Origin of the sequence: Streptomyces tailanensis, from assembly GCF_008386495.1 — a bacterium.
In the GTDB taxonomy this organism is placed as follows: Bacteria; Actinomycetota; Actinomycetes; order Streptomycetales; family Streptomycetaceae; genus Streptomyces; species Streptomyces tailanensis.
The window spans coordinates 283701-299275 of record NZ_VTHJ01000002.1; the positions used below are offsets into that span (position 1 = coordinate 283701).

General features: G+C 68.5%; 14 protein-coding genes. 9 read left to right on the plus strand and 5 right to left on the minus strand.

What is annotated here, in order from left to right:
* Window positions 1-10: 10 nt before the first annotated feature.
* The 5 genes from F3T56_RS03150 to F3T56_RS03170 all read right to left on the minus strand — a co-directional run bounded on the left by F3T56_RS03150 (window position 11) and on the right by F3T56_RS03170 (window position 5162).
* Window positions 11-268: an acyl carrier protein gene (locus tag F3T56_RS03150; protein WP_149823091.1), complete on the minus strand. Its 258-nt coding sequence runs from the start codon at window positions 266-268 to the stop codon at window positions 11-13.
* Window positions 265-567: a LysM peptidoglycan-binding domain-containing protein gene (locus tag F3T56_RS03155; RefSeq protein ID WP_149823092.1), complete on the minus strand. Its 303-nt coding sequence runs from the start codon at window positions 565-567 to the stop codon at window positions 265-267. Before F3T56_RS03155 ends, F3T56_RS03150 begins: the two co-directional genes overlap by 4 nt.
* A 22-nt stretch (window positions 568-589) precedes the next feature.
* Complete coding sequence (locus F3T56_RS03160; protein WP_149823093.1) at window positions 590-2239, minus strand: fatty acyl-AMP ligase; 1650 nt, start codon at window positions 2237-2239, stop codon at window positions 590-592.
* Window positions 2240-2294: 55 nt separating this feature from the next.
* Entirely contained in the window at window positions 2295-3227 is a 933-nt protein-coding gene (locus tag F3T56_RS03165) for a hypothetical protein (RefSeq protein WP_149823094.1), read from the minus strand.
* 426 nt (window positions 3228-3653) lie between these two features.
* Window positions 3654-5162, minus strand: a complete 1509-nt coding sequence (locus F3T56_RS03170) for a flavin-containing monooxygenase (RefSeq protein ID WP_149823095.1) — start codon at window positions 5160-5162, stop codon at window positions 3654-3656.
* Window positions 5163-5554: 392 nt separating this feature from the next.
* Between F3T56_RS03170 and F3T56_RS03175 the strand changes: the two genes are divergently transcribed.
* The 9 genes from F3T56_RS03175 (at window position 5555) to F3T56_RS03215 (ending at window position 15575) form a co-directional block, all read left to right on the plus strand.
* The gene (locus tag F3T56_RS03175; protein ID WP_149823096.1) at window positions 5555-6532 is read left to right on the plus strand and encodes a carbohydrate ABC transporter permease; all 978 of its coding nucleotides are present in this window, start codon (window positions 5555-5557) and stop codon (window positions 6530-6532) included.
* A gap of 1 nt (window position 6533) precedes the next feature.
* Window positions 6534-7424, plus strand: coding sequence for a carbohydrate ABC transporter permease (locus F3T56_RS03180; protein ID WP_342786893.1), 891 nt, complete (start codon window positions 6534-6536; stop codon window positions 7422-7424).
* A gap of 64 nt (window positions 7425-7488) precedes the next feature.
* On the plus strand, window positions 7489-8763 hold the full coding sequence (locus tag F3T56_RS03185) for an ABC transporter substrate-binding protein (RefSeq protein ID WP_149823097.1): 1275 nt from the start codon (window positions 7489-7491) through the stop codon (window positions 8761-8763).
* Window positions 8764-8902: 139 nt separating this feature from the next.
* Window positions 8903-10219 carry a Gfo/Idh/MocA family protein gene (locus F3T56_RS03190; protein WP_216372916.1) on the plus strand — a complete coding sequence of 439 codons (1317 nt, stop codon included), beginning with the start codon at window positions 8903-8905 and terminating at the stop codon, window positions 10217-10219.
* 77 nt (window positions 10220-10296) lie between these two features.
* A complete protein-coding gene (locus F3T56_RS03195; RefSeq protein ID WP_149823098.1) occupies window positions 10297-10992 on the plus strand; it encodes a GntR family transcriptional regulator in 696 nt (231 codons plus the stop codon).
* Window positions 10993-11286: 294 nt separating this feature from the next.
* Entirely contained in the window at window positions 11287-11898 is a 612-nt protein-coding gene (locus F3T56_RS03200) for a hypothetical protein (RefSeq protein ID WP_149823099.1), read from the plus strand.
* A 118-nt stretch (window positions 11899-12016) separates the two neighbouring features.
* Complete coding sequence (locus tag F3T56_RS47385) at window positions 12017-13693, plus strand: extracellular solute-binding protein (RefSeq protein WP_246203372.1); 1677 nt, start codon at window positions 12017-12019, stop codon at window positions 13691-13693.
* Between the two features lie 56 nt (window positions 13694-13749).
* Window positions 13750-14673 carry a carbohydrate ABC transporter permease gene (locus tag F3T56_RS03210; protein ID WP_246203389.1) on the plus strand — a complete coding sequence of 308 codons (924 nt, stop codon included), beginning with the start codon at window positions 13750-13752 and terminating at the stop codon, window positions 14671-14673.
* Window positions 14674-14687: 14 nt separating this feature from the next.
* Window positions 14688-15575, plus strand: coding sequence for a carbohydrate ABC transporter permease (locus F3T56_RS03215; RefSeq protein WP_149823101.1), 888 nt, complete (start codon window positions 14688-14690; stop codon window positions 15573-15575).

Consider the following 15575-nt stretch of genomic DNA (forward strand, 5'->3'; position numbering starts at 1 on the left):
CGGTTGTTCCTCAGGGTGCGGCGACGAGCCGTCGGCACGCGGCCACGAACTCACCGACGGTGTCGATGGCGAACAGTTCCTCCTCGTCGATCTCGATGCCGAGTTCGTTCTCGACCGTGACGATGATTTCCAGCAGGACGATCGAGTCGACGTTCTGCAGTCCGCTGACGGGTGCGTCGGCACGCACGGTCTCGGGCGGCACCTTCGCGATCCGCGAGATGACACCGCACACGGTGTCGAAGATGGGGTCGTGGGTCTCGGTGGTCATCGCTCTCCTCCGTCCGCCGAGCGGTCTGTCGATCGGCCGTCCCGCAGCGCGAACGTCTGTCCCGCGCCGCCTCGCATGCCGCCCAGGCCGCTGGGGCGGGGCAGGTAGTCGGGTTCCGGAATGCTGATCACCAGACCTGGCCGCAGCCGGGCCGGGGCGAATCCGGGTACGTCCTTGTTGTGCTCGGCCACATCCACGTAGCGGCGCGCGTCGCCGTAGGCCAGGAAGGCGATCTCGGTGATCGTGTCCCCCTCCTGCACCGTGTACGGGCCGCCGACCTCCGGCCGGGGGGTGCTCATCGGTGCGCTCCCTTCTCGGTTCTCACACGGACGGCGCGAGCTCGCCCGACTCCAGCAGGTGCGCCGTGTGACGACGGCGAGGCTTGCCCGAACTGGTCTTCGGCAGGGCGCCCTTGGGGATGACGATCACGTCGGCGACCGGGACACCGAGACCGCGTTGCACCGCCAGCGTCACTCGCCGCGGCAGGTCGGGCGCCGCCGGGAACGAGCGCGGCTCCAGCACGATGCGTACGGCAGAGCTGTCCCCCTGATCGACGGCCAGGGCGATCACGTTGCCCGGGCGTACGCCGTCGACCTGTTCGGCGACGCGCTCGATGTCGTGCGGCTGGTGGTTGCGGCCGTTGACGATGATCAGGTCCTGGATCCGGCCGGTCACATACAGCTCCCCGTCGTGCAGGAAGCCTGTGTCCCCGGTGTGCAGCCGCCCGTCCCGCCAGGTGCGCGCGGTGAGTTCGGGGTCCTCGTGGTAGCCGCTCGCCAGGTGGCGGCCGGACACGACGATCTCGCCGACCATGCCCTCGGGCACCCGGCGGCCCTCCACGTCCACGACGTCGACCGAAGTACCGGGCAGCGGGCGGCCGTTCGACACCAACTCCAGGGTGCGCGCGGTGCCCGGCGGCGTGGGCTGTGCGACGGCCTGCCCGGCCAGCCGGTCGGCGTCGACGGTCAGGGTCGTCATGCCCTTGCCCGGCGTCGCGGCGCACACGGCGAGGGTGGCCTCAGCGAGGCCGTAGCAGGGGAAGAGGGCTTCGGCACGGAATCCGGCGGGCTCGAACACCTCGGCGAACCGGCGCAGCGTCTGCGCGCGGACGGGCTCCGCCCCGCAGCCGGCGATCCGCCAGGCGGACAGGTCCAGGTCGCCGGGCACACCGTCCCGGACCCGCCGGGTGAGCAGCCCGTACGCGAAGTTCGGGGCGTACGAGATGGTGCCGCGCACCTCGGAGAGCAGGCGCAGGAAGCCGACCGGGTCCCTGAGGAAGTGCAGCGGCGACATGTACCAGGTGGAGGTCTGGGTCACCACCGCCACCAGGAGTTTTCCGATGAGTCCCATGTCGTGGTACAGCGGCAGCCAGCTGACCCCGCGGTCCCGCTCGCAGTCGATCTCCAGAGCCGTGGCGAGCGCGCGGGTGTGGGCGGCGAGTGCCCGCTGGGTGACGAGGACGCCCTTGGGGTCGGCCGTACTGCCGCTGGTGAACTGCAGCAGCGCCGGGTCGTCGGGGCCGGGCGCCGGTGGCGGCGGCCCCGGTACGGCGGCGGCCAGTTCCTGGAAGGTGCCGACGCGACAGGACAGCCCCGCGTCCTGGAGCGCGGCCACGGAGTGGTCACCGACCAGGCACACCTCGGCGCCCGCGGCCCGGCAGATCCTGGCCAGCGCCCTGACCTGCTCACTGCCCTTGCCGAAGGCCAGCGGCGGAAAGGCGGGGGCCGGCACCACTCCGGCCCGCATCGCCGACAGCAGGGTGAGGGCGAACTCCCGGATGTCCGTGGCGGCCAGCACCACCCGGTCACCGGGCCGCACCCCGAGCCCGGCCCAGCGGCGGGCCAAGTCCTCGGTGGTGCGGGCCAGTTCGGCGAAGGAGAGCGGTTCGGGGCCGGAGTCGAGAAAGGTCAGGCCCCGGCCGGGACTGTCGAGCCCGGCCAGTACGTCCGACATGGTGCACGGTTCGGTCACGGAGCTGCCTCCCTGGGGCGCGGTCCGGGTCCGGTGCGGGACTTTCCATGCACCCCTACGACTGTGCGGGCGGCGTACGGCCCTCGACGCGGCCGAGGGCGGCCGGGCGGGGGTCGGTGCCCTCGGGGGTTCGGCGGTGCACGCCGATGACGGCGACAGTGGAGGGGGCGTTCGGCGTGCCCGACCGGTGAAAGGCGGACCGGACGACGTACTCGTCGCCGGCACTGAAAGGGGCCTTGAACAGCACCGTGACCCGCTCGGTGACATGGCCGCCGACGGCGATACCCGCATCGCGCAGCAACAGCGTCTGGTGGTTCTCCATCAGGGCGATGTATTCGCCGGTGTAGACGAACTGGTTGACGTCGGTGTGGTGCAGCCCGAAGACACCTTCGTGTTCGGCCTCCGTGCGGACCGCTTTCTCGGGCACGGCGGTCAGTGTCTCCGCGGTCGGATGCGGTTCGCTCAGCGGCTGGACGGGCAGGTGCCGCAGCTCCTCCAGTGGTTCGGAGACCATCCGCGCGGCCGGTGCCGCCTTCGGGCGCAGCATGGCGAAGACGATCCGCGCGCTCGCGCAGGGAACGGGGTCGGGATCCACCAGTTCCCGGTAGCGGCGTACGTCGCCGGTGCCAGGGGGTGAGGAGAAGGTGTGGAGCGATTCGTACCCGAGCCGGGTGAGCCGCGAGCCCAGGCCGTGGCCGGATAATTCACAGTGGCTCAATTCCACCCGGTGATGCAGGGGTCCGGCCACGGCGAGCGGCAGGAGCCCGAGCCGGAAGTCGACGGAGGACACCACGGTGATGACTCCCTCGGCCCGCGCCGCGGCCACGTCGATGCCGCGGGCGAACTCCTCGTAGCTCAGCCGCATGCATGAGGCGACGGCCGTCGCGGTCTTCAGGCGGAACCGCGCGTCCAGGTCGGGAAAGTCGAGGGGTGTGACACTTTCCGCCACCAGTTTCTGCGACTCCTGGGACTGTTCGGAGACGGGCATGGTGCTCCTTTTACACAGGTCGAGAGGTGGCCGAAAACAAGCACTGAGGGCCGGAAAGGCCGTGCCGCCGCTTCATTCTGCTGACCCGGCAGGTTGCTGGCTACCCCTTTGATTGGACAGCGGAGAATCCACTCCGCAAGGAAAAGGAAACGGAATCACAATTTCCGTTACCATGGGTAACCATCAACAGGCGAACGCGGATGACACACGAGGCGCTCGATCACGACCCGTAAGCGAACGCGAGCGCAACGCACACACGACACGGGAGAGTCGGCAACCCGCCACGTCTCGGATCGTGAGACGAGCATCCTGCTCACCTGTGAAACCGCTGTGCGCGGGCGGGCCGAAGCCCGGAGGCTGAAATGCGGCGCGCACTCATCCACATCAATGGAAAAATAGCCGACGAACTCATTTAATGCCCCGCATTCATTTCGCCGAACTCGATCGAGTCAGGCCCGCGTAGCGGTGTGCGAGTCCGCCGGGAAGCAGGTATTCGGCCAGTAGGTTGCCGGCGCGGTGGGACGGCAAGCCCATGTCGTGCAGGAGTTCGTCCGCGCAGTGAATGTCGTAGGGGCCGAAGTCGTAGCCGCCGGATCCTGGTAGCACCTGCTCCTGCCAGGCCAGGCGAGCGTCGATGGCCTCCCGCATCTCCTGCTCGCTCCGGGTGGTGCGCAGCGTCGCACGGAAATGGCAGGTCAGCCAGTGCGCGGCGAGTTCCACGCCCATGATGTTGTTGAAGACCTGCCGGAAACCGACGAACCCGAGCCGGTCGGCGCCGGGTGGCACGATGCCTCGGTAAAGCCGCAGCCGCCCGGCGGAATCGTGCACTCGTACTCTCGGATCCAGGAACGGGAAGACTTTGTGGTGCCCCGTGGCGAACACGATGACGTCCGCCGCCACGTCCTCACCGGTCGCCAGTCGCAGCCCCTTGTCGGTGTACGCGTCGACAGCACTGATCTTGGGGGCGATCAGGCCACGGCGGACGGCCCGCACGTAGCCGCGCGGCATCACTCCCGCGTGGGCCAGGTGGAAGGGGAGCGCGTGAGCGGGCCGCAGTTCCCTCGGCAGCCGGTACAGCCCGGTGGACAACAGCGTGTCGCGGGTGATGAGCCACCACAGGGCTCGTTTGACCCGCTCGTCGATGCGGTCGATCGGACGGACGCAGGCCGGATCGTGGTAGCGAGGCAGGAGCGCCTCACCGAGCCGGGTGAACAGGATCCACTTGTAGCCGACCAGACCGAGCAGGAACCGCTCGGGGACCATCCAGTTCACCTTGCGCTGCACGAGGGTGGCCGAGGCCGCCTCGCGTGCGGCGCGGGTGACCAGGTCCAACGCGGACTTACCGCCGCCCACGACGACCACGCGCCGACCGGCGAATGTCCCCGCCCGCACCTCGTTGGAGTGCAGCACGGTCCCGCGGAACAATTCACGCCCCGGCAGCTCGGGCAGCTGGACATGATGATGAGCCCCGGTGGCGACAACGACGTAGTCGAATGTGTCGCGTTGAACCTCCGCCGCCTCGTCGCCGGCGGGCCGAGAGTCGATCGACCAGCCGGAGGCGCCCACCCGCCCAGGACCGTCCACCGGCCGGATGGAGATCACCTCGGTGCCGGGTCGGACGCGGTCCAGCACGCCGAAGGTCTCGGCGTACTTCTCCAGGTAGCGTTGCGTGTCCGCCGCGCCGGCGAAGTGCAGGCGGTTGGGCAGGTCCGCGAACTCGAAGATGCGGAGCGCGGACTGGTTGGCCAGCCCGTCGTAGCAGCCTCCTGATGACCAAATTCCGCCGACCTGCTGGTACTTGTCGAAGACCGTGACGTCGAAGCCGTTCTCCAGCAGCACCTTGGCGGTGACGATTCCCCCGGGGCCGGCCCCGACAACACACGCTCTCATCAACTGCCACTCCCCTTGGGCGATCGACGCAGCCGACTCGCTCATCGTCCCGATTGCGGACCCTTGTGGGAGTCGGCCCAACAGAACGACGACGGCTTCGACTCGCGAACTCGCTGAGGCTCATGTACACGGCATGTCATATATGACGTACGAAATGGAGCACGGCTGAACGTACGAGAGCTCCCCGGGCGTGTCAAGACGCCGACCAGCCCCCCCCCCCGGAAGCCGGAAGGGTAGGCCACAACTCCCAACGGAAGTGCGATGAATCATGCGCGCAGCGTTGACGGTGCCCCCGGACGTCTCTACGTTGCCACGCCATACGACGTACTCCATACGCCATATATGACATGCCGTTGAGCCATCCGACCCACCCACGGGCAGCGCTCCACGGGCGGTGCGGACGGGCGGGCCGCTCGCACGATGTCAGGAGGCTTCGCATGACCGGCGCTCAGGTGCGGCCGCGCCCGGAAGGGGCGCCACCCGACAGCCGACGCTCCGCGAGTGCGCAGGAGGCCGATCGGGCACGCAGGCGGCGACGACGCAGAGAGGCGCTCACCGCGTACCTCTTCCTGGCGCCGTGGTTCGGCGGGCTGCTGTTCATCACCGCGGGGCCGTTGCTGGCCTCGCTGTACCTGTCGTTCACCGACTACAGCCTCATCGGGGGCTCCGACTGGATCGGCCTGAGCAACTACACCCGGATGTTCACCGACGACCCGCGGTTCCTGAAGGCGCTGCAGAACACCACGATCTACGTCTTCGTCTCGGTGCCCCTGCAACTGGCCTTCGCGCTGCTGCTGGCGCTGCTGCTGGACCGGGGCGTGCGAGGGCTCGCCATCTACCGCTCGGTGTACTACCTGCCCTCGCTGCTCGGCAGCAGCGTGGCCATCGCCATTCTGTGGCGGAAGGTATTCGGGGACGACGGCCTCGTCAACCACTTCCTCGGCCTGTTCGGCGTCGACGGACGCAGCTGGATCGGCGATCCGTCCACCGCGCTGGGGACGCTCATCGTGCTGAACGTGTGGACCTTCGGCTCACCCATGGTGATCTTCCTGGCCGGTCTGCGGCAGATCCCGGCCAGCTACTACGAGGCGGCCGGCATCGACGGGGCGGGCAGGGTGCGGCAGTTCTTCCACATCACGGTGCCGCTGCTGACCCCCATCATCTTCTTCAACCTGATTCTGCAGCTGATCGGCGCCTTCCAGTCCTTCACCCAGGCGTTCGTGGTCAGCGGCGGAAACGGAAGCCCCTCGGACTCGACGCTCTTCTACACGATGTACATGTACACCAAAGGCTTCAACTCCTTCGAGATGGGCTACGCGTCGGCGATGGCCTGGTTCCTGGTGGTCATCATCGCCTGCCTGACCGCACTGAACTTCCTGATGTCGAAGTATTGGGTGTTCTACAGTGACAACTGAGGTGAAGACCGACAGCACCACCCGGGCCGGGCTGAACGACACAGTGCTGGCCAGGGCTCTGCTCGCGCTGCGAGGGAAGAAGCTCCTGATCCACCTCGGCCTGATCCTCTTCGGCCTGGTGATGCTCTACCCGCTGCTGTGGATGATCTCCAGCTCCCTCAAACCGGAGGGGCTCATCTTCCGCGAGCAGGGGCTGATCCCCACCAGCGTCACCGGGCAGAACTTCGCCGACGGCTGGAACGCGCTGAGCAGCCCCTTCAGCCACTACCTGCTCAACTCACTGATCATCACGGGCGGAGCCGTACTGGGGAACCTGACGGCCTGCTCCCTGGCCGCGTACGCCTTCGCGCGCATGGAGTTCCCGCTGAAGCGCTTCTGGTTCGCGCTCATGCTGGGCTCCATCATGCTGCCGTTGCAGGTGGTGATCGTGCCGCAATACATCCTCTTCAAGCAGCTGGACTGGATCAACACGTTCTATCCGCTGATCGTCCCGAAGTTCCTCGCCACCGACGCCTTCTTCGTCTTCCTGATGGTGCAGTTCATCCGGACGCTGCCGCGCGATCTGGACGAGGCGGCGCGGATCGACGGGGCCGGCCACTGGCGGATCTTCAGCCGGATCATCATTCCGCTGTCGCTGCCGGCGCTGGCCACCACCGCCATCTTCACCTTCATCTGGACCTGGAACGACTTCCTCAGCCAGCTGATCTTCCTGACCGACCCGGACAAGCACACCGTGCCGGTGGCCCTGCGCACCTTCCTCGACTCGACGGGCCAGTCCGCCTGGGGGCCGATGTTCGCGATGTCGGTGCTCTCCCTCGGCCCCATCTTCGGCTTCTTCCTGGCGGGCCAGAAATACCTGGTCCGCGGGGTCGCCATCACCGGCCTGAAATAGCCCTGGAGCAGCCCGTCTTCCCCACCGATCTCGAACCGACGGAACGTACCGAAGGAGAGATTCCGTGCTTCATCGACAGAGAACGGCAAGGCACTGCGTGGCACTCGCGGCCACAGGCGCCCTCGTCACCACCGCTGCCTGCGGAGGCGACTCGGGGCCCGGCGACGACGGCAAGGTCACGCTCAAGGTCAGCTGGTGGGGCGAGGCCAGCCGGCACAAGATCACTGAGCAGGCCATCGACCTCTTCGAGAAGCAGAATCCGGATGTCACGGTCGAGTCGTCGTACTCCACCTGGGACTCCTACTACGACCAGCTGACCACCAAGGTCGCCGCCGGGGACGCCCCGGACGTCTTCGCCATCGAGATCCGCAAGCTCGGCGAGTTCGGCCGCAAGAACACGCTCGCCGATCTGAAGGGGCTGGTGAACACCGGCGATCTCGACCCGAAGCTGCTCTCCAGCGGCACCGTGGACGGCACCCAGTACGCCATCCCCACCGGCGCCAACGCCTGGGCCGTGATGGCCAACACCAGCGTCTTCGAGAAAGCCGGGGTCAGCCTCCCCGATGACTCGTCCTGGACCTGGGAGGACTACGAGGACGTCAGCACCCAGCTCACCAAGGCCGGCGGCAGCGGCATCTACGGCACCCAGATCAACTTCAACGACGCCTTCCTGAACGTGTTCGCCGCACAGCGCGGCGAATCGCTCTACGACAACGGCAAGATCGGCATCTCGGCCGGCACCCTCGCCGACTGGTACCAGCTCAGCGCGGACATGATCGAGTCCAAGGGCTCCCCCGACGCCGCCCTCAGCAACGAGTTGGACGCCAACAGCATCGAGCAGTCCCTCATCGGCACCAACAAGGGCGGCATGGGGATGTTCTGGACCAACCAGCTCAGCACCGCCTCCGGCGAGAAGATCGACCTGCTGCAGATGCCGCAGGCACCGGAAGCGACGAGCAGCGGCATGTTCCTCCAGCCGGCGATGTTCTGGACCGTCGGCGCACACAGCGAGCAGCAGAAGGCAGCGGGCAAGCTCATCGACTTCCTCGTCAACGACCCGCAGGCCGGCAAGATCCTGGGCAGCGACCGCGGCCTGCCGATGAACAGCAAGGTCCTCAAGGAGATCCGCAGCGACCTGCCCGCGGCCGACCAGGCGTCGCTCGACTACGTCGACAAGGTCCGCGACAAGCTGGCCGATCCGCCCTCCGCCTATCCGGACGGCGCCGCCGACATCCCGGACATGCTGAAGCGCTACGGCCAGGACGTCATCTCCGGCAACAAGACCACCGAGGCCGCCGCCGAGGGGTTCCTGAAGGAGGCGAACAGCACGCTCGGCTGAGCCCCGCCCCGCTGACGCCCGGCGTGCCGTGCCCGGCCCGACCCGCCGGGCCGCCCGTCGCCCCGGCACGCCGCCGCGCAGGGTGAACCGCCTGAGTCCGAAGACCCGTATCCGAAGACCTGCTTTCGAGGAGCCGCCCGTGGAATCGCGTGGAAAACGCCGCTACGCCGTCGTCGGGCTCGGCCACCGCGCGCAGATGTACGTCGACGCGCTGCTCGGTGACTGGAGCGACACCGGAGAGATCGTCGCGCTGTGCGACAGCAACCGGACCCGGATGGACTTCTACAACCAGCGCATCGCCGCGACGGGCCGGGGGCCCGTGCCGTGCTTCGGCCCGGACGGCTTCACCGCGATGCTGGAGGGCGCCGACGCGGTGGTGGTGACCTCGGTGGACGCCACCCACGCCCACTACGTGTGCACCGCCCTGTACGCCGGCGTGGATGTCGTAGTGGAGAAGCCGCTCACCACAAACGCGGAGGGCTGCGCGGCGATCGCGACCGCGGCCGAGCGCAGCACCGCCCGGATCATCGTCACCTTCAACTACCGCTATTCGCCGCGGAACACGGCCCTGCGGCGGCTCCTGGCCGACGGCGCCGTCGGCCAGGTGACCTCCGTGCACTTCGAGTGGGTGCTGGACACCATCCACGGCGCGGACTACTTCCGACGCTGGCACCGGGACCGGACGCGCTCCGGCGGGCTGCTGGTCCACAAGTCCACCCACCACTTCGACCTGGTGAACTGGTGGCTGGACGCCGACCCCGAACTGGTCTTCGCCCAGACAGACCTGCTCTTCTACGGCAGCGAGAACGCCCGGGGCCGCGGCCTGGGCCCGCGGCCCTCGCGCGGCACCGGCGCGCCCTCGGCCGGCACCGACCCCTTCCTGCTGGACATGTCCCGCGACGAACGGCTCGCGCGGCTCTACCTCGACGCCGAGCACGAGGACGGCTACCAGCGGGACCAGGACGTGTTCGGCGACGGAGTGACCATCGACGACACCATGGCGGTGCTGGTCCGCTACGACAACCGCGCGATGCTGACCTACTCGCTGCACGCCCACGCACCCTTCGAGGGGTACCGCGTGGCGGTGAACGGCACCGAGGGCCGGGCCGAGTTGGAGGTCTGCGAACGCGCCTGGACGCCGCCACACGCCGCCGTCGACCCCTCGGCGCACAGCAAGGAGCACGCCGAGGGAGCGTGGGAACGACTGACCCTGCAACGGCACTGGTCCCCGCGGGAGGAGATCACCCTGGATGTCGAAGGCGACGGCGGCGGGCACGGCGGTGGGGACCGGCTGCTGCTCGACGACGTCTTCCGCGGCCCCACCCAGGACCCCCTGAGTCGGCAGGCGGGATACCGCGACGGCATCCGCAGCGTGCTCGTGGGCGTCGCGGCGAGCACCTCGGCCAAGACCAACCGACCGGTGAGGCTGGTGGAGAACGGCACCCGCCTCGGATGACCCAACGTCCAGCGCCCTGTCCATACGAGTACGTCACATACGACATACGGTAGACGAGACGTGAGAGCTGTTGCCGCATGAATGCGCCCGTGCCTGGCACCGAACCGGCCGTCCCCATCCCCTCCAGGACCCAGTTCGTCCTCGAACACCTGACGCAGGCCATCCTCACCGGCCGGCTGCCGCCGGGACAGCCGCTCATCGAGATCGAGCTGGCCGGGCGATTCGGGGTGTCCAAGACCCCCGTACGCGAAGCACTCAAGACACTGGCCGGACGCGGACTGGTGGTGATGAGCGAGTACAGGGGCGCGGCAGTGCGCGCCGTGGACGCGACCATGGCCCGCTCCGTCTACGACGTGCGGCTACTACTCGAACCGGAGGCGCTGCGCCGCGGCGTTCTCGCGCGCTCGGGCTTCCCCGGCGCCCAGGAGGCCCTGGACCGCGCCGACGCCGCCGAGGACCGAGCCGACCGCTCCCTGGCCAACCGGGATTTCCACCGCGCGCTCTACCGCCCCTGCGGCAACCCGCTCCTGGCGCGCATGCTCGACGATCTGCGCGACCAGGCGGCGCTGGTCTCGGTCGTGGCCTGGGAGTCCACCCCCAGCTGGGAGCGGGAGGCGGAGGAACACCGGCGGATCCTCACCCGCGCTCTGGAGGGCGACGCGAGCGGCGCCGAACACCTGCTGTACGACCACATCGCGGGGTTCGTTCGCCGGGCCTTCCCGCAGTCCCCAACGGGCGAGGGGCGGGAGCCGGACATCGCAAACCCGGTCTGAGTCAACCGACCGGTAGGGAGCCCGTTCGGAGGGGCCTCGCACGAGCCGTCATTGCAGGAGCTACAGGACGAACCGTCACGGGATACGGACGGGGATGCGGGAACTCCGGCATGCCGCTGCCGACAGAGAAGCCCTGGCCGGCGGTTGTCCTGTCCGTCTCGTACGGCGCGCAGTAAATGCACAACGCCACGTGGCCCGTGCTGTTGGGCCAGAGGGACTCCTCGATTCGGTCGCCGAGGATGGCAACGTCCAGCATCGGTTCGGTGAGCCGGATCGGCGCGAGGACGACAGCGGGTGAACCAGCAGGGCGGTACACGAGTCGAGCGCTCGCAGGGCTTCATACACACGGGTCCCGGCAACATCTACGTCAACGGCGGTGCCCACCCGCAGGACTCGGACAAGTCGGCCTTCCGACGTGTCGCCGAGGACCAACTGCGGTGGCTGCGGCGCGTGTTGCTCGACCCGTCCGGCATGGGCAAGGCCCGCGCCGTGCTCGCCGACACCGGCACCGTCGTCCTGGACGGTCCTCCGGGCAGCGGCCGTACCTCCGCGGCCCGCGTACTCCTTCGCGAATGCCGCCGGGACAGCGGCGTCTTCCACGAACTCCTCCCCGGAGAGGAGGACGAACTGGCCCTCCACGACCCTGCGCTGGTCGGAACCGGTGACCAGCTACTGCTGGATCTGTACACCGCCGACGACCGCCAACGGTCCGCGGCACGGGCCGACGTCCCCGCACTCCGCAAGGCCGTACAGGTTACGCCTGGAGGCGACGAAACGAGGCACGGGTTACCTCGTCAAACACATCGACCCGCTGCGCCTCGTCGACCGCGCTCACCTTGCTCGGTCCTGTCTCCTGGCCCGCCCGCCCGCCTGGAAGATGGTGCTCGACCTGAGGGCGGTGCCTGAGGGCTCGGACGCCCAGTGGCAAAGCCTTGAAACGGCCTGGCAGAACCTCGGCCAAGCGCAAACGCGGCAGCGAGGGATCTCCTCAGTCAGCGAAGCCCAATCGGAGTTCCTCAACACCGTGGGCCGACTGATTGATGCGGCCGAGGAGATCACCACCAGGGAGGACCGCAGTGTCGCACCCTTCCCGTATGAGCGCCTGACGGCCACCGGCGGCAAACGCCGCAGCAGCGTTCCGCAGTCGGCTTACGAATTCCAGCTCATCGGACCCGAGTTGCCGCCGATGGGCGCCTTCATCCGGATTCAGGGCGACACGGAGATTCGCGGCAAGGTCAGGCGTGCCTCCGGGTATTCCGTCACCGTCCGTTTCGACGAGCCCGTGTCATGGGAGCGGCTGCCCGCCCGCGGCGCCCTGGAACTCATACCGAGCACGGTGGTCTTCAACAAACAGCGGCAGGCGATAGCGAGTCTGCGCGCGCGGAACCCGGGCTTGCTGCCGGCGCTGGTCGAGCACCAGGTGCGTACCATCCCGGCCACGGCCGCGCGGCCGCATGAGGACCTCGACCCAGAACAACTCGCCGCGTTCCGCGCGGCGTTGACCACGGAGGACCTCCTTGTGGTGCTCGGCCCGCCCGGCACCGGCAAGACCCGGACCATCACCGCTGTCTCTGCCGCCGCCGACGGCGGCCGGGTCCTCGTCACCTCCCACACCAATCGCGCCGTGGACGTGCAGCTCTTCGCCCGGCGGCTCGGCGTACCGCTGGACGGGTGGGCGAAGCGGGACGCGGCCGAGCTGCGCGCGTACTTCGCGGACGTCCATCCCTCGCTGGTCGAGTCGATGATGTACGAGGGGAGCCTCTACCAGCTGCCGGTCGAGTTCAACGCGGCCGACATGTACCTCAACAACCGGGTCCTGGAGCGCGCGGGCGCCGACCTCCCCGACGACGACTGGACCCGCGACGACTTCACGGCGCTGCTGCGCGCGATGAAGCGCAGCAACGGCGACCGGTTCACCCCGTACTTCTGGACCAACCGCCTGTGGGGCGGAGTGGTCCCCTGGCTGTTCGCCAACGGCACCAACCTCCTCGCCGAGTCCAAGGCTCCCGGCGGCGACTGGCTCTGGAACTCCTTCTATCCCGAGGCGGAGCGGCGCGGCCGGGGCGGCGGCTACCGGTGGACGACACCACAGGCCGACTCCGACCGCGTCGCGGAGGTCTACGACTACCTCGCCTCCCTCATCCAGGAGGACCTGTGCACCCGGCCGGAGGGCGGCGACAGCCGAAACCTCGTCGGTGTGTTCTCCACCGGCCGCGTCGGTGTCACGCCCGCGGGCGGCTTCTGGGCGGGCGGCCTGCATGAGGCGGGCATGAAACCGACCGACTACGACGTGCGGTACTTCCCGCGCTGGCGCACACGGCGTCACCAGTTCGGCGCCGCCGGGTACGCCATGCTGCGCACGTCGAAGATGCGGGACGAGGCCTGGGAGTTCATCAAGTACACCGCCCGCAAGGACGTGATGACCCAGCTCTTCGCGGCCAACCAGACCACCCCGGCCCGCCGCTCCATGGTCGACGAGGCCCGCTACCGGGGGACCGGCCCGGCCCATTGGCAGGTCTTCTACGACACCCTCGACAAGATCCCCACCACCGGCCCGATCCCGGCCCCGCCGCAGGTCAACGAAGTCGAGCAGCTGCTGATCAAGCACACCGGAACCGCCCTCGCGAGCCCTGGCGCCGTGCGCCCCGCGCTGCGGCGGCTGCAGGGAGACCTGGAGAAGGCCATGGAGCGTGAGGTATGACGAACACCGAGATCAGGCCCGTACCGCCGGAGCCAGTCCCTACCCGCAAGACCCGTATGGCCCGTGACGCCGGCAAGGCGTCCGAGTCCGCGGCCGCCACCGCGCGCACCCGGGGCACCCGCCTGCTCGCCGTACTGTTCCTCGCGCCCACCGTCGTCGGCATCGTCGTCTTCACGGTCGTACCGATCGTCGGCTCGGTCGTCCTCAGCCTCTTCCAGTGGGACGTGATCGAGGACCCGCGCTGGGCCGGAGCGGCCAACTACCGTGAGATCCTGACCGATTCGACGGTCCTCATCTCCTTCCGCAACACGCTCGTCTTCATGGTGCTCGCGGTCGCGCTGCAGCTGCTGATCGCGCTCGTGCTGGCGATCACCGTGAACGGCCGGATGCCCACGTGGCTGCGGTCCGTGTTCCGTTCGGCGTTCTTCTTCCCGCTGGTGCTGTCCGCCGCGTCCATCTCGGTGGTGATGAAGTACCTGTTCAACCAGGACTTCGGCCCCGTGAACTGGCTGCTCGGCACGGTCGGCATCCCCTCGGTCCCCTGGCTGACCTCGGAGAACGGGGCGATGGCGGCCGTCATCCTGGCGTACGTCTGGCAGCAGTTCGGCTTCTCGTTCCTGCTGTTCGTCGGCGGTCTGAACAACATCCCGAAAGAGGTGCACGAGGCGGCTTCACTGGACGGCGCGAGCGGCCTGCGCAAGCACCTCGCCATCACCCTGCCGCTGCTGTCGCCCACGCTGCTGGTGGCATCCGTGGTCGGCATCATCAACGCCCTCCAGGTCTTCGAGCAGCCGTACGTCCTCACGGCCGGAGGTCCCGGCGACTCCACCCGCACGGTCGTGATGGTCATCTACGAGACGGCCTTCGAGCAGCTCCGCTTCGGCGAGGCGTCCGCCGTGGGCGTCCTGCTCTTCGTCCTGATCATGGCGGTCACCGCACTCCAGTTCCGGCTCAGCCGGCGTTACGTCCACTACCAGTGAGCCGGGTGAGTCAGATGAGTACGAGTTCCCTGTCAGGTTCCGTGTCGGGTTCCCTCCCGAGCCCCGCCGGGTCGCGCATACGGCACGGCCTGGCGCCCTGGGCCCGGATCGCCGGCCTGGCGCTGTGCGCCCTGTTGACGCTCGGCCCGGTCATCTGGACGGTGTCGACATCGCTGCGCACACCGGCGGAATCCTTCGACCTGCCGCCGGAGATCATCCCCACGGACCCCACCGTCGACGCCTACCGCGGGGTCTTCGACCAGATCGACGTCTGGCTGTACGCGCTGAACTCCACCTTGGTGACCGCGCTGATCGCGGTCGGCCAGATGGTCACCGCGGGCCTGGCGGGCTACGCCTTCGCCCGCCTCGAATTCCGCTTCAAGAAGCCGCTGTTCGCGCTGGTCCTGGCCACGATGATGGTGCCCTTGCAGGTCACGATCGTCCCAGTCTTTCTGGAACTGAAGGCGATGGGCCTGACCGACACCCTGCTCGGCCTCATCGTCCCGGCCTTCCCGACGGCCTTCGGCACCTTCCTGATGCGCCAGTACTTCCTGGGCATGCCGAAGGACCTGGGCGAGGCGGCGATGATCGACGGCGCGGGCCCGTGGCGCGTCTTCCGGTCCGTGTACGCCCCCTTGGCGGCTCCCGGTCTCGCCATCGTCGGCGTACTGGCCTTCAACTACCACTGGAACGAGTTCTTCCGGCCGCTGATCCTCGAGACGTCCACCGAGAACCTCACGCTGCCGCTGGGCCTGGTCTCCCTCCAGGGCAACCTCGGCACCGGATCGATCTCCGTCGTCCTCGCCGGAGTCGTCCTGTCCATGATCCCTGCCGTCGTCGTGTTCGTCGTCGGCCAGCGCCCTCTGCGCGAGGGCATCACATCCGCAGGAGTCAATCGTTGA

What these genes read in the sequence shown, in the direction of transcription:
- F3T56_RS03210 (WP_246203389.1), top strand. Translation starts at nt 13,750, where the DNA reads ATGGCCCGTGACGCCGGCAAGGCGTCCGAGTCCGCGGCCGCCACCGCG.
- F3T56_RS03165 (WP_149823094.1), bottom strand. Translation starts at nt 3,227, where the DNA reads ATGCCCGTCTCCGAACAGTCCCAGGAGTCGCAGAAACTGGTGGCGGAA.
- F3T56_RS03195 (WP_149823098.1), top strand. Translation starts at nt 10,297, where the DNA reads ATGAATGCGCCCGTGCCTGGCACCGAACCGGCCGTCCCCATCCCCTCC.
- F3T56_RS03170 (WP_149823095.1), bottom strand. Translation starts at nt 5,162, where the DNA reads ATGAGCGAGTCGGCTGCGTCGATCGCCCAAGGGGAGTGGCAGTTGATG.
- F3T56_RS03150 (WP_149823091.1), bottom strand. Translation starts at nt 268, where the DNA reads ATGACCACCGAGACCCACGACCCCATCTTCGACACCGTGTGCGGTGTC.
- F3T56_RS03215 (WP_149823101.1), top strand. Translation starts at nt 14,688, where the DNA reads ATGAGTACGAGTTCCCTGTCAGGTTCCGTGTCGGGTTCCCTCCCGAGC.
- F3T56_RS03175 (WP_149823096.1), top strand. Translation starts at nt 5,555, where the DNA reads ATGACCGGCGCTCAGGTGCGGCCGCGCCCGGAAGGGGCGCCACCCGAC.
- F3T56_RS03155 (WP_149823092.1), bottom strand. Translation starts at nt 567, where the DNA reads ATGAGCACCCCCCGGCCGGAGGTCGGCGGCCCGTACACGGTGCAGGAG.